This is a genomic window from Streptomyces sp. NPDC041124, assembly GCF_055592385.1.
Genome location: NZ_JBVIYR010000002.1, coordinates 56,447 through 80,770, shown reverse-complemented (window position 1 = coordinate 80,770; position 24,324 = coordinate 56,447). Strand labels below are relative to the sequence as shown.

The window sequence follows — 24,324 nt, the reverse complement described above, 5'->3', positions numbered from 1 at the left end:
CGGCGGATCAGCGCCAGGCGGCGTCCGCGGCCCGCAGGGCCCCGTCCGTGTCCACGTCCAGGCCCGTCGCGCCGAGGGCGGCTCCCAGCGCCGCCAGGCTCGCCCGTACGGCACCGGGCCTCGCCTCCGGCCCGTAGTGGTTGACGCGGATCATCTCGCCCGCGAGCGCCCCGCCCCCGGCGGCCAGCGGGAGTGCCGGGTCGGCGGACAGGGCGCGGGCCACCAGGTCCGACGCCACCGTGCCGGACGGCGCCCGCAGGGTCGTGGCGACCGGCGCGGCCTCCGCCGCGTCCCGCACGTACGGCTCCAGTCCGCCGCCCAGCGCCACCGCACCGGCCCGCGTCGCCGCCGCGGCCGACGCGTGCCGGGCCATCACCGTCTCCAGGCCCGCCGCCTCGATGCGCTCCACGCACGCCTCCAGCGCCAGCATCTCCAGCTGCGCCGGCGCGTGCAGCAGCGCCTTGCGGCCGCCGTCGATCCAGCGTTCCTTCCAGTCGAGCAGCGACAGGTAGGAGCGGCGCGGCGCCCGCGGGTTCGCCGCCATCCGCGCCCACGCCCGCTCGCTCACCGACACCGCCGACACCCCGGCCGGACCGCCCATCGCCTTCTGCGCCCCGATCACGCACAGGTCCACACCCCACGCGTCCGGCAGCACCGGCTCCGCCCCCACGGACGCCACCGCGTCCAGGTAGAACAGCGCCCCGTGCGCCCGCACCACCTCGCCGATCTCCGCGACCGGGTTGGTGTTGCCGGTGGCCGCCTCCGCGTGCACCAGGGACACGAAGTCGATCTCCGGGTGCTCCGCGAAGGCGGCCCGGACCTGCTCGGCCGTCACCGCCGTGTGGAACGGCACCGTCAGGTCGATCACCGTGGCGCCGCAGTCCCGCAGCCAGTCGCCGAAGGTCTGCCCGTAGGGGCCGGTGACGACGTTCAGCGCGGTCGTGCCGGGACCGGCGGTCGCACGGATCGCGCCCTCCAGCGGCAGCAGCGCCTCACCCTGCGTGATCACGACGTCCTGCGTGGTGCTCAGCAGCCGTGCCACGCGGTCCTCGATCGAGGCGAAGTGCGCGGCGTTCATCGGGGGCAGGTCGAGGAGGAGGTGGGTCACGGCGGGACTCTCTTTGCTTCGCGGCTGCGCGGGTAGGTACGACGAGGTCGAGAGTAGACCTTCACCCTCCACGGAGCCCGACCGCGGGGCTCCCGGGCGGGCGGGCCCGCCGTGGCGGACGCCGAGGAGGAGACCCCGGACCGGGTGGCCGCCTCGTCCCGGGGCCTGGCTAGGGTGCCGGGTATGACTGAGCGCGCGGTGCTGCACGTGAAGGGGCGGATCCTCGTCGGCCCGGACGAGGTCCGCGACGAGCTGTGGGTCGTCGACGGGCGGATCTCCTACGACCGCCCCGCCGGCGCCCGCGACGTCCGCACCGTCGACGGCTGGGTGCTGCCCGGACTGGTCGACGCCCACTGCCACGTGGGCCTGGACCGGCACGGAGCGGTCCCCGCGGAGACCGCCGAGAAGCAGGCACTCACCGATCGCGACGCCGGCGCCCTGCTGCTGCGCGACGCCGGCTCACCCTCCGACACCCGCTGGACCGACGACCGCGACGACCTCCCGAAGATCATCCGGGCCGGGCGGCACATCGCCCGCACCCGCCGCTACATCCGCAACTACGCCTGGGAGGTCGAGCCCGAGGACCTCACCGCGTACGTCGCCCGGGAGGCCCGGCGCGGCGACGGCTGGGTGAAGCTGGTCGGCGACTGGATCGACCGCGACCTCGGCGACCTGTCGGCCTGCTGGCCGCGCGGAGCCGTCGAGGCGGCCATCGCCGAGGCGCACCGGCTGGGCGCCCGCGTCACCGCGCACTGTTTCGCCGAGGACTCCCTGCGGGACCTGGTCGAGGCCGGCATCGACTGCGTCGAGCACGCCACCGGCCTCACCGACGAGACCATCCCGCTGTTCGCCGAGCGGGGCGTGGCGATCGTCCCCACCCTCGTCAACATCGCCACCTTCCCCGCACTCGCCGACGGCGGCGAGTCCAAGTTCCCGCGCTGGTCCGCCCACATGCGCCGGCTCCACGAACGGCGCTACGACACCGTGCGCTCCGCCTACGACGCCGGCGTCCCCGTCTTCGTGGGCACCGACGCCGGCGGCTCGCTGCCGCACGGGCTGGCCGCCGAGGAGGTCGCGGAGCTCACCAGGGCCGGCATCCCGCCCCTGGAGGCGCTGGCCGCAGGCACCTGGGCGGCCAGGAAGTGGCTCGGCCGCCCCGGCCTGGACGAGGGCGCCCCGGCCGACCTCGTGGTCTACGGCGCCGACCCGCGCGCGGACGTGACCGTACTGACCGATCCGCGCCGGGTGGTGCTCAACGGGCGCGTGGTCGGCTAGCGGCGCGCGCCCGGTGGTGCGCACGAGGGTGACGGCGGGGAACAGCCGTGCCCCGGGATTCGAACGGATCCGTCGGCTCTCCCCGAAGGAGTGAAGAGTCGGTGGATCGCTGACGGCCTGCTGTTCGCGTGGACATCCTTTCCGGGTCCCAGTCGTGTCTCATGGGGGTCCCACCACCTTGCACACCATCAACTTCCTCACGCCCGCACGCCGTTGGGCAGTCGTCGCGGCGGCAGCCGCCCTCACCGCCGGTCCCGCCGCGCTGGGCGGAGCGGGCTCCGCGCACGCCACCGGGGAGAGCGGCAGCGCGAGCGCCGCCGTCCTGCGCACCGGGCTCGACGTGGCCCTGCTCGACAAGACCGTGCACGCCCCGCTCGCCGTCTCCCTCAACGAGGTCCGGGCACCCGAGAGCGCGCGGAGGACGGCCCTCACCGCCAGCCTCGACGGCGTCGACGGCGGCAAGCCCTTCAGCGTGCTGCGGGCGGAGGCCGCTGACGCGAAGGCGACGGTGAACGGCGGGCGGGCGGAGGCGTCCACCAGCCTCGCCAAGGTCCGCCTGCACGTGCCGGGTCTGCCGCTGCTGTCGGTCGTCGAGCTCGAGGCGGTGAGTTCCAAGGCGGTCTGCGAGGCCGGGCGGAGCCCGCACGCCTCGGCGACCCTGCCCGCCTCGGTGACGGTCCTCGGCAAGCGGGTCGCGCTGACCGCCGGAGGTCCCACCCACGTCGAGGTGCCCGGCGTCGGCGAGGTCCGGCTGGACCTGTCCAAGACCGGGACCACGTCGACCACGGCCGCCGCCACCGCCCTCCGGCTCGAGGTGTCGGTCAACCCGTTGAAGCTGAACGTGGCCGAGGTGGAGGGAACCCTCACCCTGGCCGAGGCCAGGTGCGAAACCCCGGCGGCTCCCGCAGCGGACGCTCCCGCGGCAGCGGCTCCTGCCGCTCCGGAGGCCGACGGCGTCCAGCCGCAGGGGGCGCGCGCGGAGCGGGCCGCTCCCACGGAGGCCGACCTCGCCGAGACGGGGGGCGATCCGCTGACCCCGTACGTCGCGGGCGGCGCGGTGGCCCTGCTGGCGGCGGGCGGCGCGGCGGTGGCCGTGTCCCGCCGGGGCCGCGGGAACTGAGGTCTCTCGCCCCCGCCGCCCCTTCCCGACCCGACACTGGGGCTCCGCCCCGGAAGACGGGAACGGGAAGGGGCGGCGGGGGCGGATTCAGGCCGTGTGCAACGCCCGGCCCAGCGCGTCCAGCAAGCCGTCCGTCGTCCCCCGCCCCCGGACCGCCACGCGCAGCCACTCCTCACCCAGCCCAGGAAACGTGTCCCCCCGCCGCACCGCGTAACCGGCGTCGCGCAACCGGGCCCGTACCGCCGCCGCGTCCGGCAGCCGCACCAGGACGAACGGCCCCTCCGCGGGTTCCACGACCCGCACCCCGCGGGCGGCGAACGAGCGCAGCCCCGCGATCAGATGAGCCCGGTCCGCCGCGACGCGGTCCGCCGCCCCCGCCGCCTCGGCGAGGGCCGCCGCCCCCACGCACGCCTCCGCCGCCGCCAGCGCCGGCGCGGACACCGGCCACAGCGGCTGGGCGCGCTCCAGTTCCGCGACGGTCTCCGGGGCCGCCAGGACGTAACCGATCCGCAGCCCCGCCAGCCCCCAGGTCTTGGTGAGGCTGCGCAGCACCACCAGCCCCGGTACGTCCGTCCGGCCGGCCAGCGCCTCCCGCTCGCCCGGCACCGCGTCCATGAACGCCTCGTCCACCACCAGCGTCCGCCCGGGACGGGCGAGCGCGGCCACGCCGGCGGCCGGATGGAGCACCGACGTCGGGTTCGTCGGGTTGCCGATCACGACCAGGTCCGCCTCCTCGGGCACCGCCCCCGGGTCCAGCCGGAAGCCGTCCGCCTCCCGCAGCAGCACCCGGTCCACCGTGTGCCCGGCATGGCGCAGTGCCGCCTCCGGCTCGGTGAACTGCGGGTGCACCACCACCGGCCGGCTCACCTTCAGTGCCCGCGCCAGCAGCACGAACGCCTCCGCCGCACCGGCCGTCAGCAGCACCCGTTCCACCGGCAGCCCGTGCCGCGCCGCCACCGCGGCCCGCGCGGCCCGCCCGTCCGGGTAGGCGGCGAGCCCGGACAGCGACGCGGCGATGTGCTCCCGCAGCCACGCCGGGGGTGTGTCCGTGCGGACGTTCACCGCGAGGTCGACCAGCGCGGACCCGTCGTCGCGGACCTCGGCGTCCCCGTGGTGGCGCAGGTCGTGTCCGCCGGCCTCCGGATCAGTGCGCATGCGAGTGGGCGTGGCCGTGCCCGTGGTGGTGGTGCCCGTCGTCGTCGGGGTGGAAGTGCGGCTGCTGCGGCTGCCCCACCTTGTCCTCGAACCCGGGCAGCGCGATCCGGTACACGCACGAGTCGCAGTTCATCCTGAGATCACCCTTCACGGCTTCCTCGTACCGTTCCATCACCAGGTCCAGCAGCTCCGGCTCCGGCCCGACGACGTCCGCCGACCGTACCTCGGTGTCCGGATGCGCCGCCGCCCACTGTGCCGTCTGCCGCCGCACCCGGTCCGGCAGGATCCCGGTGAACAGGAAGTACGGCAGGACCACGACCCGGCGGGCGCCCAGGCGCGCGCACCGGTCCAGTCCGCCCGGCACGTCCGGCGCCGCCAGCGACACGAACGCCGTCTCCACGCCCGCGTAGCCGCGCCCCTCCCACAGCAGCCGCGCCGCCTTGAACACCTCGGCGTTGGCATCCGGGTCCGTCGAGCCGCGCCCCACGAGCAGCACCGTCACCCCGGACGGGTCCCAGGACGGGTCCATGGCCTCCGCCAGCCGCCGCTCCAGCACCCGCAGCAGCGCGGGATGCGGGCCCAGCGGACGGCCGTAGGTGTACGAGATCCCCGGGTGGCGTTCCTTCTCGCGGGCCAGCGCCGCCGGGATGTCCCCCTTGGCGTGCCCGGCGGACACCAGCATCAGCGGGACGGCGGCGAACCGTCGCACCCCCCGCTCCACCAGTTCGGCGACGGCCTCGCCCAGCGGGGGCGGGGACAGCTCGATGAAGCCGCCGGCGACGGGCAGTGAGGGGTGACGGCGGCCCAGCTCCCGCACGAAGTCGCGGAACGCCTCCGCTCCGGCGTCGTCCCGGGTGCCGTGTCCGGCGATGAGCAGGGCGGGCGGGGTGGTCACAGGTCCTCCTCGGACTCGGGTGTGGATGTGGGTGGGTGCGCGGGGAGGTGGTTCACCGCGGCTCCTGCTGCCAGCGGTACCCGCGCGGGGTGACCATGCGCCCCGCGATCTCGCGGGTCGCCGTGTTGCCGACGGTCACCACCGTCATCATGTCGACCGTCGCCGGGTCCAGCGCGGCCAGCGTGGTCAGCCGGCTCGACTCGTCCGCACGGGAGGCGTTGCGCACGACTCCCACCGGCGTGCCCGGCTCCCGGTGCTCGGCGAGGATCGACAGCGCCTTGGGCAACTGCCAGTCACGGCCCCGGCTGCGCGGGTTGTAGAACGTCACGACGATGTCCGCCTCGGCCGCGGCCCGCACCCGCCGCTCGATGACCTCCCACGGCGTGTGCAGGTCCGACAGGCTGATCGACACGTGGTCGTGGCCCAGCGGCGCCCCCAGTACCGCCCCGGCGGCCAGCGCCGCCGTCACACCGGGCACGCCGACCACGTCGATGTCGTCCGACGCCTCGGCCAGGGCGGGGGAGGCCATGGCGTACACCCCCGCGTCGCCGCTGCCGATCAGGGCGACCGCCTGCCCGCGCCGGGCCTCCGCGACGGCGGTGCGGGCCCGCTCCTCCTCCGCGCCGAGACCGGACTCCAGCACCCGCGTGCCGGGCCGCAGCAGATCACGGATCTGGTCGACGTACTGGTCGAGGCCCACCAGCACGGAGGCGCGGCGCAGTTCGGCCTTCGCCCGAGGGGTGAGCAGGTCCCGGGCGCCCGGCCCGAGCCCGACCACCGCGAGCCTCCCGCGCACCGGGCGCCGTACGACGGCACAGGTCGCCATCGCCGGACGCGCCGCCGACTTCCGCTTGGGCACCAGCAGTTCACCCCCGCCCAGCAGCGCGGCGGCCTCCGCGACGGACGGGGTGCCGACCGCGGCCAGCGGCGCGTCGGAGGGGTTGGGCACCTCGACACCCGCCAACTCCCCGGCGGTGTAGGTCACCAGGGGCACCCCCAGCCGCCGGGCGGCCGCCACGACGCCGGGCTCGTCCGCCTTGGCGTCGACGGTGGCGAGTGCGGCGAGCGACGCGCCCGACAGTCCCGCGTCGCGCAACGCCCCCTCGATCAGACCGAGTACCTCCTCGGCGGGGGCGCCCCGGGAGGCGCCCACCCCGACGACGAGGGTCGGCGGCCGCAGCACCACCTCCCGCTCACCGGGCTCGACCAGCCGGTCCGTGACGCGGATCGTGTACGCCCCTTCCCCGGCGACCGGCAGCGGCGGCAGCGGCCAGGCCACCTCGGCGCGCAGCGCCACCGCCTCACCGTCCAGCAGGGCGCGCGACACGGCGGCGACGTTCCCCTCCACGGGCAGCCCGAGGGTGTCCAGACCGGGCAGACGGGCGGCGTCGGTCGCCGTGGTCACCACCGGCTCCGCGCCCAGCACCTCGCCTACCGCGCGGGCCAGCTCGTTCGCCCCGCCGCCGTGCCCGCCGACCAGCGACACCGCGAACCGTGCCGCCTCGTCGACACAGACCACGCCCGGATCGGACGCCTTGCCGTCCAGCAGGGGCGCCACCAGCCGCACCACGGCGCCGGTGGCGAGGAAACACACGAGCTGCTCGCACTCGGCGAACGCGGCCCGCACGGCGTCCGCCACCGGGCCCCCGTACACGCGCGTGCGGTCCGGCCACGCGGCGGCCAGCCGGTCCCGCGCCGACGTTCCGGCCGCCGTGGCGGAGATGAGGCCGATCACGTGTCGACTCCTTCGGTACGGCCGTGGGACCGGACGCCCCACGGCAGGGAAACGGGGCGGGGGAGAACGACGGTCATCACGTGCTCGCACCCTGTGAACGCAACGCCCGGCGCGCCTTGGGATCGGCCTTGCGGAAGCCGTGGAAGTGACCGGGGTGGTACAGGTGGGAGCGCGTACCGCGCGCGTCGAGCGCCGGACCGACCAGGAACAGCGTGTGCTTCCACAGCTTGTGCTCCTTGACCGTCTCCTCCAGCGTGCCGACCGTGCACTTCACGACCAGTTCCTCCGGCCAGGTCGCCTGGTACGCCACGACGACCGGCGTGGACGTCGGGTAGCCGCCCTCCAGCAGCTCCCGCACCAGCTGCCCGCTGCGCGCGGCCGACAGGAAGACCGCCATGGTGGTGCCGTGCCGCGCGAACTCGCGGACCTCCTCGCCGGGCGGCATCGGTGTCTTGCCGCCGCCGAGCCGGGTCAGCACGACCGACTGCGCCACCTCCGGAATGGTCAGCTCGCGCCCCGCGAGCGCCGCGACCGCGGAGAAGGACGACACCCCGGGGACGATCTCGGTGGCGATGCCGAGCTCCGCGCACCGGTCGACCTGCTCCTGGGTGCCGCCCCACAGCGCGGGATCGCCCGAGTGGATCCTCGCGACCTTCAGCCCTTCCGCGCGGGCCCGCTCGTAGACGGCCACGACGTCCTCCAGCGACATGGCCGCCGAGTCGAGGACCTCCGCGTCCTCACGCGCGTGCCGCAGCACCTCCTCCTGCACCAGGCTGGCGGCCCAGATGACCACATCGGCCTCGGAGATGGCCCGCGCGGCGCGGAACGTCAGCAGATCGGCGGCGCCGGGACCGGCCCCGACGAAGGTCACCTTGCCGGTGGGGACACCGGTCGGGGCGTCGGTCGGGGCATCGGTCATGGGAAGGGTCCTCTCCTGCGGATGATTGATCGAAGACGGGGGGCGGCGAGCGGGCTGTCACGCGTGCGCGACGGGCCGCCGATCCGATACGAAGGGCACATGGCGGTTCTCGTCGCGCTCGGCGCGTTCCTGATGACGCTGGCCGGCGGCTGGACGGCACACCGCGTGACCGACCGCCGCCATCTGGTGCTGGGCCTCGCCGGCGGGCTGATGCTGGGCGTGGTCGGCCTGGAACTCCTCCCGGAGTCCCTGGAAGCGGCCGGCACCGAGATCCACGGCGTACCGGCGGCCCTGCTGCTCTTCGTCGCGGGCTTCCTCCTCGCCCATCTGGTGGAACGCCTGCTGGCCCACCGGCAGGCCCCGCACGGCGCCGGGGAGACCGTGTCGACGTCCCGGCCCTCCGGGCCCGTGCCGGACACCGGCGCGCCCCTGCGGCTCCCCAACGACCGCAACCCCGAGGTGGGCCTGACGGCGGCCGCGGCGTTGGTCGGCCACAGCGCCATGGACGGCGTGGCGATCGGGGCGGCCTTCCAGGTCGGCGGCGGCATGGGCGCCGCCGTCGCCGTGGCCGTCATCGCGCACGACTTCGCGGACGGCTTCAACACGTACACGCTCACCCGCGTCTACGGCAACGCCCGCCGCCGTGCGCTGGCGATGCTGTTCGCGGCGGCGGCCGCACCCGTCGCCGGCGCCGCCTCCACGCTCCTCTTCACGATCCCGGAGCCCCTGCTCGGCGGCTACCTGGGCCTGTTCGGCGGCGCGCTGCTCTACCTGGCGGCGGCCGAGATCCTGCCCGAGGCCCACCACCGGCACCCCGCCCGCTCCACCCTGCTGTGCACGATCACGGGCGTGCTGTTCATCTGGCTCGTGGTGGGCGCCGCGCACTGAACGCGACCCGGTCCGGCTCACAGCTTCCCGCCCCGCCCGCCGTCACGCCGCGGCGGCGCGATGAGCGTCGAGAGGTACGGCAGCGGCGCCCCGTCCAGCTCGGCGGCCGGCCGCACCGACTCCTCCGGCAGACCCAGCGCCGACCCCCACACCGCGTCACCGATCCGCCCGGTCTCCCGCAGCGCCTCGGCCACCTCACCGGCCTGCCGCCCGAACTTGTAGGCGACGACGGTCCCGGGCCCGGCCAGCGCGTCCCTGAGCACGGCCGCCCCCGCGGTCACCGGCACCAGGGTCAGCGGCTCGGTCCCCTCGGTCAGCACCGCGCCCGACCGCGCCGCCAGATCCTGCATGGCGGTGATCCCCGGCACGGTCTCCACGACCGTCCCCGGCACCGACGCGCCGACGGTCTGCGCGAGATAGGTGAACGTCGAGTACACGTTCGGGTCCCCGATCGTGGCGAAGGCGACGGCCGTGTGCTCCCGCAGCAGCCCGGCGACCCGCTCCCCGGCGGCGTCCCAGGCCGCCTCGCGCCGCGCCCGGTCGGTCCGCTCGTTCAGCGCGAACACCACCCGGACGACCTTCCCGGCGGGCACGTAGTGCAGCACGGTCGCCTCGGCCCGCCCGCGTTCCCCGGAGTCCAGGACCGGCACCACCACGACATCCGCGGCCCGCAGCACGTTGACGCCCTTGACGGTCACCAGCTCCGGGTCCCCGGGCCCCACGCCGACCCCGATCAGCCTGCTGCTCATGACGTCCGGCACCTCTCCACGAACCGACGGGCGACACCGGGCTCGGACGCCCAGTGCGTGTGCAGATAGCTCGCGTGCACACCACGCTGTACGAAACCCTCGACGCGCCGCTCGGGCGCCCGCATCCCCCAGGCCGGCTCGGCCCCGGCCCCCGGCTCGACGACGGTCCGGTGGAACTCGTGCCCCCGCATCCGCGCACCGGCGCCGGCCAGCACGCTGTCGCTCACGGCCACGGCGTCCCGGTACCCCAGGGTCAGCCGCTCCGACATCCGCGCGGAGGCGTCCAGCACCCCGCACATGGGCAGCCCGTCCAGCTCCCGGCACAGATACAGCAACCCGGCACACTCGGCCGCCACCGGAGCCCCGCCGAGGGCGAGTTCGGCGACGGCCCCGCGCAGCGCCTCGTTGGCCGACAGCTCCGAGGCGTACACCTCGGGAAACCCCCCGCCGACGACCAGCCCCGCCGTCCCCTCCGGCAGCTCCTCGTCCCGCAACGGATCAAAGACGACGACCTCGGCCCCGGCGGCGGTCAGCAACTCCGCGTGCTCGGCGTACGAGAACGTGAACGCGGCCCCACCGGCAACGGCGACCCGCACAGCCTGCCCGGGTCCTCCGCCCCCGTCCGGCGCTTCGGGACGAGGCCCGCCTTCTCCCAGCCCGTCCGGCGCTTCGGGACGAGGCCCGCCTCCTCCCAGCCCGTCCGGCGCTTCGGGACGAGGCCCGCCTTCTCCCAGCCCGTCCGGCGTTTGAGGACGAGGCCCGTCCAGGGCCGAACGGGGGTCCGGGGGCGGAGCCCCCGGGGACGGGGAGGGAAGGGGCGGCGGGGGCGAGGAAACCACCTCAGCCGCATCCCACGCCGCACCCGCCAAGGGCCCCGCGCTCCGCGCCAACGCGACCAGCGCCGCCAGATCACACCCGCCGGTGACCTGAGCGGCCATCGCCGCGACGGCCTCGACGGCCAAGGTGCCCCGCTCGGCCACCGGCACCAGCCCCAGATGCCGGGACGGCGTCTCCACCCGCGCGGCCCGCCGCAGCACCCCCAGCACCGGCACCCCGACGCAGTCCAGCGCCTCCCGCAACAACCCCTCGTGCCGGTCCGAGGCGACCTTGTTCAGGATCACGCCCCCGACCCGCACCTCCGGATCCCAGCTCACGAACCCGTGCACCAGCGCCGCCACCGACCGCGACTGCGACGACGCGTCGACGACGAGCACGACCGGCGCCCGGAGCAGCTTCGCCACCTGCGCGGTGGACGCCAGCTCGCCCTCACCGGCCGCCCCGTCGTACAACCCCATCACACCCTCGACGACGGCGATGTCGCACCCGTGCGCACCGTGCGCGAACAGCGGAGCGACCAGCTCCGGACCGCACAGGTACGCGTCGAGGTTGCGCCCCACACGCCCGGTGGCGAGCGCGTGGTACCCGGGGTCGATGTAGTCCGGCCCGACCTTGTGCGGGGACACCGCGAGCCCCCGCGCGGTGAGCGCGGCCATCAACCCCGTGGCGACGGTGGTCTTGCCGCTGCCCGAAGAGGGCGCGGCGATCACCAGCCGGGGTACGGAGGTCACCACTCGATGCCCCTCTGCCCCTTCTGCCCGGCGTCCATGGGGTGCTTGACCTTGGACATGTCGGTCACCAGGTCGGCGAACTCCACGAGCCCGCCGGGCGCGTTCCGCCCCGTGATCACCACATGCTGCGTCCCCGGCCGCTCCCGCAGCACGGACACCACCTCGTCGGTGTCGACCCACCCCCAGTGCATCGGGTAGGCGAACTCGTCGAGCACGTACAGCCGGTACGTCTCGGCGGCGAGATCCCGCTTGACCTGCTCCCAGCCCTCCCGGGCCTTCTCCTCGTTGTCCATCTGCTGATCCCGCTGGACCCAGGACCAGCCCTCGCCCATCTTGTGCCAGTCGACGGTCCCGCCCTCACCGGAGGCGCCGAGCACCCGCAGCGCGTTCTCCTCGCCGACCTTCCACTTCGCCGACTTGACGAACTGGAACACCCCGATCGGCCACCCCTGGTTCCAGGCCCGCAGCGCCAGCCCGAAGGCGGCGGTGGACTTCCCCTTCCCCACGCCGGTGTGCACGACGACCAGCGGCCGGTTGCGCCGCTGACGCGTCGTCAGACCGTCGTCGGGTACGACACTCGGCTGCCCCTTCGGCACTACGCGGCCCTCCTCGAAGTCCCCTGCACGTCCCTGACCAGCCCGGCGATCGAATCGGCCCGCAGTTCGTCCAGCGTCACCGCGCTGCCGCCCAGCTCACCCGCGAGCCGCCCGGCGAGCCCCAGCCGCACCGGCCCCGACTCGCAGTCCACGACCACCGACGCGACCCCGCCGGCCGCGAACAGCCGCGCCGCCCGCCCCGCCAGCGCGACCGGCTCCGGACCACCGGTCGCCCGTCCGTCCGTCACCACGACCACCAGCGGCCGCCGCGCCGGATCCCGCAACCGCTCCACCCGCAGCACGTCGTGCGCCGTGAGCAGTCCGGCCGCCAGCGGTGTGCGCCCGCCCGTCGGCAGCGACTCCAGCCGGGCCGCCGCCGCGTCCACCGACGAGGTCGGCGGCAGCGCCACATCGGCCGCCGACCCCCGGAAGGTCACCAGACCCACCTTGTCCCGCCGCTGATAGGCATCGAGCAGCAACGACACCACGGCGCCCTTCACGGCGCTCATCCGCTGCCGCGCCGCCATCGACCCCGAGGCGTCCACGACGAACAGCACCAGGTTCGACTCACGCCCCTCACGCGCGGCCTGCCGCAGGTCGTCCCGGCGTACCACCAGCCCCGGCCCGGACCGTCCCCGTGCCCGCTGGTGCGGAGCCGCCGCCCGCACGGTCGCCGCGAGGTGCAACGCGGTCAGCGCCCCCCGCGGCCGCCGTGCCCCGGTGGTCCGCCCCTGCTCGGTGCGTGCGCGGGAGCGCCGCCCGGCGGCTCCCTGACCGACGCCCGGCACGTTCAGCACCTTCGTGCGGAACGGCTCCGCGGCCCGTACGGCGGACTGCTCCCCGGCACCGGACCCCGCCTGCGGTTCCCCGCCCTCGCCGGCGTCGGGCCGGGCAGCGGTGTCACCCTCGCCCTGAGGGCCCTCATCGGGTGCCGGCCGTCCACCCGGACCGCCGTCCGGTCCCGGGTCGGGATCGTCCTCGCCCCCGTCCTCACCGGGCCCGCCGAACTCCTCCAGCGTCTCGTCGAGCTTGTCCTCGTCGAGTCCGGGCGCGTCGAAGGGGTTGCGCCGCCGCCGGTGCGGCAGCGCCAGCAGCGCGGCCTGCCGCACGTCCTCGGCGAGCACGTCGGTGCGCCCGGCCCACGCGGCCAGCGCGGTCGCCGTACGCGCCATCACGATGTCGGCGCGCATGCCGTCCACCTCGAACGCCGCGCAGGTCGCCGCGATCTGCCGCAGCGCCGCGTCGCCGAGCCGCACCGACGGCAGCAGTTCCCGCGCCGCCACGATCCGCGCCCGTACGGAGGACTCCTCGCCGGCCCAGCGGGCGGCGAAGCCGGCCGGGTCGTCGTCGTACGCCAGCCGCCGCCGGACCACCTCGACCCGCTGGCCGGGCTCGCGCGAGGCGGCGACCTCGACGGTCAGCCCGAACCGGTCGAGGAGCTGCGGACGCAGCTCGCCCTCCTCCGGGTTCATGGTCCCGACGAGCAGGAACCGCGCCGCGTGCCGTACGGAGACGCCCTCGCGCTCGACGTACGAGGCACCCATCGCCGCCGCGTCCAGCAACAGGTCGACGAGATGGTCATGCAGCAGATTGACCTCGTCGACGTACAGGATCCCGCGATGCGCGTCGGCCAGCAGACCCGGCTCGAACGCCTTGACGCCCTCCGCCAGCGCCCGCTCGATGTCGAGCGCGCCCACCAGCCGGTCCTCGGAGGCGCCGACGGGCAGCTCGACCATGCGCGCCGGCCGCGACGCGGACGCCCCCGGCTCGTGCGGCCCGTCCGGGCACGCGGGGTCGGGGGAGCCGGGGGCACAGGAGAAACGGCACCCGGGGACGACGTCCACCGCCGGCAGGAGCGCCGACAGGGCGCGCACGGCCGTGGACTTGGCGGTGCCTTTCTCCCCACGGACCAGTACGCCACCGACCTGCGGTGACACCGCGTTGAGCAGCAGCGCGAGCCGCAGGTCGTCCTGACCGACAACGGCCGTGAACGGGAACGGGGTGGTCACTTGTCGTCGCCCTCCAAGTCGCCTTCGAGTTCCAGGTAGGTGGCACGCAGCCGCTCGAGCGTGTCCGCGTCCGGCTCCGCCCACAGACCGCGGTCCGCCGCCTCCAGCAGACGTTCCGTGATGCCGCGCAGGGCCCAGGGGTTCGACTTCCGCATGAAGTCCTGGTTCTCGGCGTCGAAGACGTACTCGGCGCTGAGCTTCTCGTACATCCAGTCGTCCACGACCCCGGCCGTGGCGTCGTATCCGAAGAGGTAGTCGACGGTGGCCGCCATCTCGAAGGCGCCCTTGTAGCCGTGGCGCCGCATCGCCGCCATCCAGCGGGGGTTGACCACCCGGGCCCGGAACACCCGGTGCGTCTCCTCGCCCAGCGTCCGGGTCCTCACCTGGTCGGGTGTGGCGGAGTCACCGACGTAGGCCTCGGGCGAGGTGCCCGTCAGGTGCCGCACCATCGCGACCATGCCGCCGTGGTACTGGAAGTAGTCGTCCGCGTCGACGAGGTCGTGCTCGCGGGTGTCGACGTTCTTCGCCGCCACCGCGATCCGCCGGAACGCCGTCTCCATGTCCCCGCGCGCCGCCCGCCCGTCGAGCCCGCGCCCGTAGGCGTAGCCGCCCCAGACCGCGTACACCTCGGCGAGGTCCGCGTCGGAGCGCCAGTTGCGGGCGTCGATCAGCGGCAGCAGCCCCGCCCCGTACGCCCCCGGCTTGGAGCCGAAGACGCGGGCCGTGGCCCGGCGCCGGTCACCGTGCTCGGCGGTGTCCTCGTCGGCGTGGGCGCGCACGAAGTTGGACCCGGCGGGCTCGTCCAGCTCCGCCACCGCCCGTACCGCGTCGTCGATCAGCCCCACCACGTGCGGGAACGCGTCCCGGAAGAACCCGGAGATGCGGACCGTCACGTCGATGCGCGGCCGGCCCAGCTCCTCCAGTCCGACCACCTCGAAGCCGGTCACCCGGCGTGAGGCGTCGTCCCACACCGGACGGCACCCCAGCAGCGCCAGGATCTCGGCGATGTCGTCGCCCTGGGTGCGCATCGCGGACGTACCCCACACCGTCAGGCCGACGGACTTCGGATACTCACCCGTGTCCTGCAGGTACCGCTGCACCAGGGAGTCCGCCAGCGACTGCCCGACCTCCCAACTCAGCCGGGAAGGAATCGCCTTGGGGTCGACGGAGTAGAAGTTCCGGCCGGTCGGCAGCACGTTGACCAGCCCGCGCGTCGGTGAACCCGACGGTCCCGCCGGGACGTAACCGCCGTCCAGCGCCCGCAGGACGTGCCCGATCTCGTCCGTGGTCCGGGCGAGCCGGGGGACGACCTCCGTGCAGGCGAACTCCACCACGGCCACCGCGTCCGGGAGTTCGGCGCCCAGCACCTCGCGCACCAGCGGCGCGCTGTCCCCGACCGCCCAGCCGCGCTCCTCCATGCCCTCCGCGATCCGCCGGCACAGCTGCTCCAGCAGGTCGACCGCGTCGGCTGCCGACCGCGCGGGACCGTCCACCAGCCCCGTCAGCTCCGCCGGCACCTCCAGTGGGGCGCCGGGCCGGGCCAGCAGCTCCTTCTCCACCAGCCCGAAGTGCTCGGCCAGCGTGGCCCGCAGGCCCGGCAGCGCGTTCGCCTGTCCGCCCCACACCTGCGAGGCGCGCAGCACCGCGAGCACCAGGTTGACGCGCGGCTCACCGACCGGGCCACCGCCCAGGACGTGCAGGCCGTCGCGGATCTGCACGTCCTTGATCTCGCACAGGTAGCCGTCGATGTGCATGACGAACTCGTCGAAGTCGTCGTCGTCCGGCTGGTCGTCCACGTGCAGGTCGTGGTGGAGTTCGGCGGTCTTCACCAGCGTCCAGATCTGCGCGCGCACCGCCGGCGCCTTCGCCGGATCCAGGTCGGAGACCAGCGCGTACTCGTCGAGCAGCTGCTCCAGCTTGGCCAGATCGCCGTACGTGTCGGCCCGCGCCATCGGCGGCACCAGGTGGTCGACCACCGTCGCGTGCCCGCGCCGCTTGGCCTGGGTGCCCTCGCCGGGGTCGTTGACGATGAACGGGTAGATCAGCGGCAGGTCGCCGAGCACCGCGTCCGGGGCGCATCCGGCGCCCAGCCCCAGTCCCTTGCCCGGCAGCCACTCCATCGTGCCGTGCTTGCCCATGTGCACGATCGCGTCGGCGCCGAAGCTGTTCTCCAGCCAGCGGTAGGCCGCCAGGTAGTGGTGCGACGGCGGCATGTCGGGGTCGTGGTAGATCGCGATCGGGTTTTCCCCGAAGCCGCGCGGCGGCTGGATCATCACCACGACGTTCCCGAACCGCAGGGACGCCAGCACGATGTCGTCCCCGTCGACGTACAGCGACCCCGGTGGCTCTCCCCACGCCTCGGTCATCGCGTCCCGCAGCTCTGGGTCCAGCTTCTCGAACCACGCCCGGTAGTCGGCCAGCGGCACCCGCGCGGGCGCGGCGGCCAGCTGGTCCTCCGTCAGCCACTCCACGTCGTGCCCGCCCGCCTCGATGAGCCGGTGGATCAGCTCGTCACCGCCGGAGGGGTAGCCGTCGACCGCGTAGCCGGCCTCCCGCAGCGCGTCCAGCACCCGGACCGCCGACGCGGGCGTGTCCAGGCCCACCGCGTTGCCGACGCGGGAGTGCTTCGTCGGGTAGGCGGTGAAGACCAGCGCGAGCTTCTTCTCCGCGTTCGGCTTGTGCCCCAGCCGGGCGTGCCGCACGGCGATCCCGGCCACCCGCGCGGCCCGCTCCGGGTCGGCGACGTACACCGGGACGTCGTCCGGGCCCTGCTCCTTGAAGGAGAACGGGACGGTGATCAGCCGTCCGTCGAACTCGGGGATGGCGACCTGCATCGCCGCGTCCATGGGGGACAGGGCGGCGTCGGACTCCTCCCACGCGGCGCGCGAGGAGGTGAGGCACAGCCCCTGCAGCACCGGGACGTTCAGCTCAGCCAGCGCGCCGACGTCCCAGGCATCCTCGTCACCGCCCGCCGACGCCTGCGAGGCGTGCGTGCCGCCGGCCGCCAGCACCGTGGCGACCAGCGCGTCCGTCCGTCCCAGCAGTTCGTACAGTCCCGGGTCCGCGCCGCGCAGCGAACCGCAGTACACCGGCAGGGCGTTGGCGCCGCGCGCCTCGATCGCGTCGCACAGCGTGTCCACGAAGGCGGTGTTGCCGCTCAGTTCGTGGGCGCGGTAGAACAGCACGCCGACCGTCGGGCGGCCCCGCTCCTGGGCACGCTCGCCGTGGACGCCGTACTCCGGCATCTTCCGCGGTTCCTCGAAGCCCTCACCGGTCAGCAGCACGGTGTCCGACAGGAACCGGGCCAGCTCGGTCAGGTTCTCCGGGCCGCCCTCGACGAGGTAGCGCAGCGCCTGAGCGACCACACCGGCCGGCACCGTCGACTCCGCCATCAGCTCCGCGTCCGGCACGCTCTCCCCGCCGAGCAGCACCGCCGGGATCCCGGAGGCCCTCAGCGCCGCGAGCCCGTCCTCCCAGGCACGCTTGCCGCCCAGCAGCCGTACGACGGCGAGGTCCGCACCGTCCAGCAGCGCGGGCAGCTCCTCCGCCACGTCCACGCGGGTCGGGTTGCCGAACCGGTAGGGGGCGCCGGAGGCACGGGCCGCCAACAGGTCCGTGTCGGCGGTCGACAACAACAACACAGTGCTCATGCGGGCGCTCCCGGTGGAATGAAGGGCAGTCCTCGTGGCGCGCCGGACTCGATGAGCCGCCACAGCGCGTCCGTGTCCGCGTGCTGTTCGATCAGGTCGCCGAGCCGGTCGAGCTGCTCCTCGCGCAGCGCGGCGAACGAGGTGTCGGGGGCCGGGACGAAGCGGCGTCCCGCGGCGGCGGCCACCTCGCGCAGGAAGGCCCGCCGGAACCCGTCCGACTCCAGTGAGCCGTGCCAGTGCGTGCCCCAGGTCTGCCCGACCCGGCAGCCGTCCAGGCTGTGGCCATGGTCGTCGGAGATGAACGCCTCGCCTCCCAGGACGTCGGCGACCCCGTGATGGATCTCATATCCCTCGACGGGCTCCCCGAGGGCCCGGCCGGCGGGCCGGGTGAGCGTCTTGTCGCGGGCGAACCGCACCCGCACGGGCAGGATCCCGAGGCCGTCCACGTGCCCGGCGCGGCTCTCGACCTCGTCCTCGATGTGCTCGCCGAGTATCTGGAAGCCGCCGCAGACACCGAGCACGGGCCGCCCCTCGGCCGCCCTGCGCACCAGCGCCCGGGCCAGCCCGCGCTCGCGCAGCCACCGGAGCGCCCGTACGGTGCCGCGCGTCCCCGGGACGACGACGAGGTCGGCGTCGGCCAGTTCCTCCGGCCGGTCCACGAACCGCACCACGACGCCCGGTTCGGCGGCCAGCGCGTCCACGTCCGTGAAGTTCGACATCAGCGGCACCGCGCACACCGCGACCCGCAGCACGTCCTCGCCGACCGGCGCGGCCACCACCGACTCCCGCACGGCGCCCCGCAGCGAGACACGGAGCCCGTCCTCCTCGTCGATGCCGAGCCCGTGCCGGAAGGGCAGCACGCCGTACGCCGGCCTTCCGGTCAGGCCGTGCAGCATGTCGAGCCCCGGCTCCAGCAGGGACACGTCGCCCCGGAACTTGTTCACCAGGAACCCGGCGACCAGGTCCTGGTCCTCCCGGGACAGCAGGGCGAGGGTGCCGAAGAAGGACGCGAAGACGCCGCCCCGGTCGATGTCCCCCACGATCAGCACGGGCAGCCCGGCGCCCCGGGCGATCCCCATGTTCACGATGTCCGTGCGCCGCAGGTTGATCTCGGCGGGGCTGCCGGCGCCCTCGCAGATCACCGCGTCGTACGTGTTCCGCAGCTGTTCCAGACAGTCCAGCACCGTGCCCAGCAACCGCTGCTGCCGCCCGCCGTGGTAGCCGCGCGCGCTCATCTCGCCGACCGGCCTGCCCATCAGGACCACCTGGCTGGACCTCTCGCCGCCCGGCTTGAGCAGCACCGGATTCATCAGCGCCGTCGGCTCGACCCGGCAGGCCTGCGCCTGCATGGCCTGAGCCCGCCCGATCTCGGCGCCCTCCCGGGTCACGAACGAGTTCAGCGACATGTTCTGTGCCTTGAACGGCGCGACCTTGACGCCGCGCCGCACCAGCCACCGGCAGATCCCGGCGGTCACCACGCTCTTGCCGGCGTCCGAGGTGGTCCCGGCGACCAGCAGCCCCCCACCGTTCATGACCTGCGTCCCTTCCACACGCTCCGAGCGAGGGCACCGGCGCCGAGCGCCAGCCAGCCCACGCGCCGTGACAGCCGTACCGCCCGGTCGATGTCGGGGACGGCGACGGCCCGGCCGCCGCCGTTGAGCACCGGCCGGTGCTCGACCCGGCCGCCGTAGGAGAGCGTTCCGCCGAGCCGCACCCCGAGCGCACCGGCGAAGGACGCCTCGACGGGGCCGGCGTTGGGGCTCGGGTGCCGGTGCGCGTCGGCCCGCCACGCCCGCACCGCGCCGCGCGGATCCGGTCCCGCGGCGGCCGCGAGCACGGCCGTCAGCCGCGCACCCGGCCAGCCGGCGACGTCGTCGAGGCGGGCGGAGGCCCAGCCGTAACGGCGGTGGCGGGGGGACTTGTGGCCGACCATCGCGTCCAGCGTGTTGACGGCCCGGAAGCCGAGCAGGCCCGGCACACCGGCGACGGCGCCCCACACGAGCGCCCCCACCACGGCGTCCGAGGTGTTCTCGGCGACCGACTCCACCACCGCGCGGGCGATCCCGTCGGCGTCCAGCGCCTGCGGGTCCCGGCCGCACAGGTGCGGCAGCCGTGCCCGGGCCGCCTCGACGTCCCCCGCCTCCAGGGCCCGGCCGACGGCACGGGCTTCCCTGGCCAGCGAGGTGCCGCCGACGACCGCCCAGGTGGCGACGCCGGTCAGGGCGACGGAGGCGGCGGGGGAGGAGCGCACACAGCGGGCGGCCAGGCCGCCCAGCGCCACGGCGCCTGAGACGCACACGGCGGTGTGCACGGCGCCACGGCCCCGGTCGTCGCGCCACAGCACCCGTTCCACGGCAGCCGCGGCCCGCCCGAAAGCGGCGACCGGATGCCCACGGCGGGGATCGCCGAGCAGCAGGTCGCCGAGGAGGCCGGCGGCGGCGCCGTACGCGAACACGCGATCGGCACCCATGGGTCAGCCGGTGACGGATCCGGAGGGAACGGCCCCGGAACGGGGTGGGGTGTCGCTGATCGACCTCGACAGGCTGCCGCGCATGGCGATATGTCCTCACTCAGGGTGTCCGCGCCCTGGTTCGACGAGACCGGCGGTGAGAGTTCCTGGCTCCCGGGTGTTCACCCGGTGACAGTGGCGGGACCGCGCCGGAATCGCACCGGCTTCCTCTCCTGCCGCCGTATTGGCTGTGGCAGTCCACCACGGCCCCCGAAGGGCCGTCAACCTGCCGTTGACCTGCGAGGCTGAAGTGTGCCGAGATCCACAGAGGGGTTCCGGTGGGTGAACCGCGGGCGAAGGCGGGCACACGTCGGCGGGCGGTGCGGGAGCCGTGGCTCCCGCACCGCCCGCCGGACGGTGGCGATCCTGGATCAGGGCATGATCCGGTCCGCGGTCAGGCCATGATCAGGTAGATCCCGTAGCCCACCGCGGCCGCGCACGCCGCGAAGCAGGCGTAGGCGCCGGTGACGGCCAGGACCGCGGACTCGCCCTGCGCGGCGGCCCGCTCGCGGCGCGACAGGCCGGTGATGCCGAGGGTGAACAGGGCCACCAGGGCCACGGTGACCACGAGGCTGACGCCGAAGACGGAGCCGAGGGCTGCCCAGTCGATCTGCATGGTGCTTCTCTTCCTTCGTACCGGTTCGCGGTCAGACGGTGGTCTTGGCCGGTGACGCCGGGTCGTTGGGTGCCGGGATGGTGGCCGCGAGCTCCTCGCTCACGATGCCCGCCGGGGGCGGGGTCACGGCGGCCATCGCCTGCGTCACCACGCCGGGCTCCTCGCCCGGGACGTCGTGGTCGTTGACGTTGGTGTGGTCGACGACCTCGCGCCGGGAGATCTTCCAGATGGCGAAGCTGGAGGCGACCAGGAAGACGGCCACGACCGCGGTGCCCCAGCTGCCGAAGCCGCAGATCCACTCGGCGACGGCCGCGACGAGGGCCGCCGCGGGAAGCGTCAGACCCCAGGCGACGAACATCCGCGTGGCGGTCGACCAGCGGACGACACCGCCCTTGCGGCCCAGGCCCGCGCCCATCACGGCGCCGGAGACGGAGTGCGTGGTGGAGAGGGAGAAGCCGAGGTGCGAGGAGGCCAGGATGACCGTCGCGGCGCTGGTCTGGGCGGCGAAGCCCTGCTGCGGCTGGAGGTCGGTCAGGCCCTTGCCCATGGTGCGGATGATGCGCCAGCCGCCGAGGTAGGTGCCGAGCGCGATGGCGACACCCGCGGAGACGATGACCCACAGCGGCGGGTCGGAGTCGGGGACGAGGACGCCGCCCGAGACCAGGGCGAGCGTGATGATGCCCATCGTCTTCTGCGCGTCGTTGGTGCCGTGGGCCAGCGAGACCAGGCCGGCGGAGGCGATCTGGCCCGCGCGGTAGCCCTTCGCGGAGGCCTTCCCGTCGGCCTTCCTGCCCAGGCGGTAGGTGAGCCGGGTCGCGAACATCGCGGCGAGACCGGCCACCAGCGGGGCGGCGATCGCGGGGATCAGCACCTTGGTGACGAGGACGTCGCCGTGCACCGCGCCGAAGCCGGCGGAGGCGACGGTGGCGCCGATCAGACCGCCCATCAGGGCGTGCGAGGAGCTGGACGGCAGTCCGACCAGCCAGGTCACCAGGTTCCAGAGGATCGCGCCGACCAGGGCGGCGAAGATGACCTCGGGACGGATGCCCGCCTCGTCGACGAGGCCTTTGGAGATCGTGTTGGCGACCTCCACCGAGAGGAATGCGCCCACAAGGTTCAGCACGGCGGACATGGCCACCGCGACCTTGGGCCTCAGCGCACCGGTCGAAATGGTCGTTGCCATCGCGTTCGCGGTGTCGTGGAAACCGTTCGTGAAATCGAACGCGAGTGCGGTTACCACCACAATCGCGAGGATCAGCGAGAAGCTTTCCATTTACCCAGGCAATCGTTCGAAGTCATTGGCTGGTCGAACGTAGGTAACCAGGGTGAACGGAAGATGAACTGGAATGGGCATCGTGGTGACTGTAAGAGGGGGTCGACGCTCCGCCGGACAGCGCAGTGGGCAGGCCGCCTGACAGGATCGCCGCATGACGGAGCGGATGCGGGACGGGCGGCAAGCGGAGGGCACCGGAGGCCGGGGCGAATCCCGGCGGGCGAGTGCGCAGGAGGCGGACGCCTGGCGGGAACTCGTCGGCACCGCCCGCCGCACCGTCGCCGACGGACTCGTCGTCGGCACCTCCGGCAACGTGTCGGTGCGGGTCGGCGAGACGGTGCTGGTCACACCGTCGGGAGTGCCGTACGACCGGCTCACGGCGGACGACGTGACGGGCGTCGACCTCTCCGGCCGGCAGGTGCTCGGCACACTGGTCCCGACCAGCGAGCTGCCCATGCATCTCGCCGTGTACCGCACCACCGCCGCGCGCGCCGTCGTGCACACCCACGCCGTGCACGCCACGGCCGTCTCCACGCTCGTCGACGAGCTGCCCCTGATCCACTACATGGCCGCCGCGCTGGGCGGCCCCGTCCGGGTCGCCGGCTACGCCACGTACGGCACCGACGAACTGGCCGGGAACATGCTCCGCGCCCTCGACGGCCGCACCGGCTGCCTGCTGCGCAACCACGGCACGGTCACCCACGGAGCGACCCTCCTCCAGGCCTACGACCGCACGGCCCAGCTGGAATGGATGTGCCGCCTCTGGCTCACCGCCTCCTCCGTCCCCGGCCTGACCCCGACCCTCCTCAGCCGCGACCAGCTGACAGAGGTCGAACAGCACCTGCGGCACTACGGCCAGCCCCACTAGGGGCGCGGGGAACCGCGTGAACGGGGGGTCCGGGGGCAGAACCCCCAGGGACGGGAGGGGGCGGCACGGGAAGGGGCGGCGGGGGCGGAAGAAGGCCATCGCCACACCGCCCGAGCCCTCCCGCAGTCACCCGGACAGCCGGACCGACCCTCGTCCGCGGGACCGCCGAGCCCCCGCCCACTGGCCGGAGGGACCCCCCACCCCGACACTGGAAGGCGTGCGCACTGTCAGAGCGACGGCCGCAGCCGTCACCGCCGTGATAGGCGCCGGCGCCGCCGCGGTGGCCGCCGGCCGCTTCGCCAGCGACTCCGCCCTCAGGATCCCCCCGGGCGGCCCCCTGCCCACGGAGCCCCGCCTCACCGTCCATGCCACCGCCGCCGGCCAGGTCAGCCTCACCCGCGACCTCGCCGCGCTGCGCCCCGGCCGCTACGGCCTCACCGGGGACGGGTTCCACGCGGTCGTCGGACCCGTGCTGTCCGGCACCTCCAGATCCGCCGACACCGTCGTCCGCCGGCTGGAACGCGTCACCTACGGCACCCCGCGACCCGGCGACCGCGCCTGGCTCACCCCGAACCTCCACGTCGGTGACCCGGGCACCTCCCTCGGCCTGGACCACACCGCCCTCGAGGTCCCCGGCGAACTCGGACCCGTGCCCGTGTGGTTCCTGCCGAACGTCCGGGACACCTGGGTGATCGCCGTCCACGGTCTCGGCACCACCAGGGAACACACCATGAACGTCATGGAGTTCCTGCACCGCCTCCGCCTACCGGTGCTCGCCCCCGCCTACCGGGGCGACCCCGGAGCGCCGCGCTCCCCGGACGGACTCAACCACCTCGGCGAGACCGAGTGGCGCGATCTCGACGCCGTGCTGCACCACGCGGTGCGCTCGGGCGCCCGGCAGGTCGTCCTGTACGGATGGTCCAGCGGCGCCACCATGGCCCTGCGCACCGCGGCCCGCTCGGAGCTGCGCGCCCGCGTCGCCGGTCTCGTCCTCGACTCGCCGGTGCTCAGCTGGGAGGCGACCCTGCGCGCCCTCGCCGCGGCCCACCGCACCCCGGGCGCGCTGCTCCCGCTCGCCGTGCGCGCCGCTCAGGGCCGCACCGGCCTCTACGGCGAGCGCAGCCCCGGCGCCGTCCACCTGGACCGGATCGGCGTCCCCACCCACATCTTCCACGGCCCCGACGACACGGTGGCCCCCTGGCGGTTCTCCCGCCGCCTGGCCGCCGCCCACCCGAACACCATCACCCTGCACACCGTCAACGGCGCGGCGCACGGCGCCATGTGGAACGCCGGCCCGGAGGCCTACGAGGAGGCCCTGCGACGCTTCCTCACCCCTCTGATGTGAGGCCGGTGCCGCGGATTCCGTTTGACCCCGCGGCACTGGCCTGATC

Annotated in this window: 19 protein-coding genes and 1 riboswitch; of the genes, 5 read left to right on the top strand and 14 right to left on the bottom strand. The window is 74.5% G+C overall.

The genetic code is table 11. The features are described from left to right. Positions 1-7: 7 nt before the first annotated feature. The gene (locus ACZ6A9_RS04730) at positions 8-1,108 is read right to left on the bottom strand and encodes a pyridoxal-phosphate-dependent aminotransferase family protein (RefSeq protein WP_468978384.1); all 1,101 of its coding nucleotides are present in this window, start codon (positions 1,106-1,108) and stop codon (positions 8-10) included. Positions 1,109-1,291: 183 nt separating this feature from the next. Here ACZ6A9_RS04730 and ACZ6A9_RS04725 point away from each other — a divergent pair, with 183 nt between their 5' ends. After that, positions 1,292-2,383, top strand: a complete 1,092-nt coding sequence (locus ACZ6A9_RS04725) for an amidohydrolase family protein (protein ID WP_468978380.1) — start codon at positions 1,292-1,294, stop codon at positions 2,381-2,383. A 178-nt stretch (positions 2,384-2,561) separates the two neighbouring features. Beyond that, the gene (locus ACZ6A9_RS04720) at positions 2,562-3,503 is read left to right on the top strand and encodes an SCO1860 family LAETG-anchored protein (RefSeq protein ID WP_468978377.1); all 942 of its coding nucleotides are present in this window, start codon (positions 2,562-2,564) and stop codon (positions 3,501-3,503) included. Positions 3,504-3,590: 87 nt separating this feature from the next. Here the strand turns inward: ACZ6A9_RS04720 and cobC are convergent, their stop codons facing one another. The 4 genes from cobC to cobM form a co-directional block, all read right to left on the bottom strand. Then, a complete protein-coding gene (gene cobC / locus ACZ6A9_RS04715) occupies positions 3,591-4,658 on the bottom strand; it encodes an Rv2231c family pyridoxal phosphate-dependent protein CobC (protein ID WP_468978372.1) in 1,068 nt (355 codons plus the stop codon). Beyond that, the gene (locus ACZ6A9_RS04710) at positions 4,648-5,553 is read right to left on the bottom strand and encodes a sirohydrochlorin chelatase (protein ID WP_468978368.1); all 906 of its coding nucleotides are present in this window, start codon (positions 5,551-5,553) and stop codon (positions 4,648-4,650) included. Before ACZ6A9_RS04710 ends, cobC begins: the two co-directional genes overlap by 11 nt. Positions 5,554-5,605: 52 nt before the next feature. Next, positions 5,606-7,288, bottom strand: a complete 1,683-nt coding sequence (gene cobJ, locus ACZ6A9_RS04705) for a precorrin-3B C(17)-methyltransferase (RefSeq protein ID WP_468978362.1) — start codon at positions 7,286-7,288, stop codon at positions 5,606-5,608. A 76-nt stretch (positions 7,289-7,364) separates the two neighbouring features. Further along, the gene (gene cobM / locus ACZ6A9_RS04700) at positions 7,365-8,207 is read right to left on the bottom strand and encodes a precorrin-4 C(11)-methyltransferase (protein WP_468978356.1); all 843 of its coding nucleotides are present in this window, start codon (positions 8,205-8,207) and stop codon (positions 7,365-7,367) included. Between the two features lie 99 nt (positions 8,208-8,306). Here cobM and ACZ6A9_RS04695 point away from each other — a divergent pair, with 99 nt between their 5' ends. After that, positions 8,307-9,095, top strand: coding sequence for a ZIP family metal transporter (locus tag ACZ6A9_RS04695; protein ID WP_468978351.1), 789 nt, complete (start codon positions 8,307-8,309; stop codon positions 9,093-9,095). Positions 9,096-9,112: 17 nt separating this feature from the next. On the opposite strand, the gene cobI is transcribed toward ACZ6A9_RS04695, so the two are convergent. From cobI to ACZ6A9_RS04650, 9 genes are all read right to left on the bottom strand, one after another. After that, positions 9,113-9,844: a precorrin-2 C(20)-methyltransferase gene (gene cobI / locus ACZ6A9_RS04690; protein WP_468978347.1), complete on the bottom strand. Its 732-nt coding sequence runs from the start codon at positions 9,842-9,844 to the stop codon at positions 9,113-9,115. Continuing rightward, positions 9,841-11,415, bottom strand: coding sequence for a cobyrinate a,c-diamide synthase (locus tag ACZ6A9_RS04685; protein WP_468978343.1), 1,575 nt, complete (start codon positions 11,413-11,415; stop codon positions 9,841-9,843). The genes cobI and ACZ6A9_RS04685 overlap by 4 nt, the downstream gene beginning before the upstream one ends. Continuing rightward, on the bottom strand, positions 11,409-12,008 hold the full coding sequence (cobO, locus tag ACZ6A9_RS04680) for a cob(I)yrinic acid a,c-diamide adenosyltransferase (protein ID WP_468978339.1): 600 nt from the start codon (positions 12,006-12,008) through the stop codon (positions 11,409-11,411). The genes ACZ6A9_RS04685 and cobO overlap by 7 nt, the downstream gene beginning before the upstream one ends. Continuing rightward, a complete protein-coding gene (locus ACZ6A9_RS04675) occupies positions 12,008-14,017 on the bottom strand; it encodes a putative cobaltochelatase (protein WP_468978336.1) in 2,010 nt (669 codons plus the stop codon). The genes cobO and ACZ6A9_RS04675 overlap by 1 nt, the downstream gene beginning before the upstream one ends. Next, on the bottom strand, positions 14,014-17,667 hold the full coding sequence (gene cobN, locus ACZ6A9_RS04670) for a cobaltochelatase subunit CobN (RefSeq protein WP_468978330.1): 3,654 nt from the start codon (positions 17,665-17,667) through the stop codon (positions 14,014-14,016). Before cobN ends, ACZ6A9_RS04675 begins: the two co-directional genes overlap by 4 nt. Further along, positions 17,664-19,199: a cobyric acid synthase gene (locus tag ACZ6A9_RS04665; protein WP_468978326.1), complete on the bottom strand. Its 1,536-nt coding sequence runs from the start codon at positions 19,197-19,199 to the stop codon at positions 17,664-17,666. The genes cobN and ACZ6A9_RS04665 overlap by 4 nt, the downstream gene beginning before the upstream one ends. Further along, a complete protein-coding gene (locus ACZ6A9_RS04660; protein ID WP_468978320.1) occupies positions 19,196-20,137 on the bottom strand; it encodes a cobalamin biosynthesis protein in 942 nt (313 codons plus the stop codon). Before ACZ6A9_RS04660 ends, ACZ6A9_RS04665 begins: the two co-directional genes overlap by 4 nt. A 121-nt stretch (positions 20,138-20,258) precedes the next feature. Next, positions 20,259-20,394, bottom strand: a riboswitch (cobalamin riboswitch). A 176-nt stretch (positions 20,395-20,570) separates the two neighbouring features. Then, the gene (locus tag ACZ6A9_RS04655; RefSeq protein WP_189555144.1) at positions 20,571-20,792 is read right to left on the bottom strand and encodes a hypothetical protein; all 222 of its coding nucleotides are present in this window, start codon (positions 20,790-20,792) and stop codon (positions 20,571-20,573) included. A 31-nt stretch (positions 20,793-20,823) separates the two neighbouring features. Then, on the bottom strand, positions 20,824-22,065 hold the full coding sequence (locus ACZ6A9_RS04650) for an inorganic phosphate transporter (protein WP_468978311.1): 1,242 nt from the start codon (positions 22,063-22,065) through the stop codon (positions 20,824-20,826). Between the two features lie 154 nt (positions 22,066-22,219). Here ACZ6A9_RS04650 and ACZ6A9_RS04645 point away from each other — a divergent pair, with 154 nt between their 5' ends. Both ACZ6A9_RS04645 and ACZ6A9_RS04640 read left to right on the top strand, forming a co-directional pair. Then, the gene (locus ACZ6A9_RS04645) at positions 22,220-22,933 is read left to right on the top strand and encodes a class II aldolase/adducin family protein (protein WP_468978307.1); all 714 of its coding nucleotides are present in this window, start codon (positions 22,220-22,222) and stop codon (positions 22,931-22,933) included. 217 nt (positions 22,934-23,150) lie between these two features. Further along, positions 23,151-24,278 carry an alpha/beta hydrolase gene (locus ACZ6A9_RS04640; protein ID WP_468978301.1) on the top strand — a complete coding sequence of 376 codons (1,128 nt, stop codon included), beginning with the start codon at positions 23,151-23,153 and terminating at the stop codon, positions 24,276-24,278. The last annotated feature ends 46 nt before the right edge of the window (positions 24,279-24,324 follow it).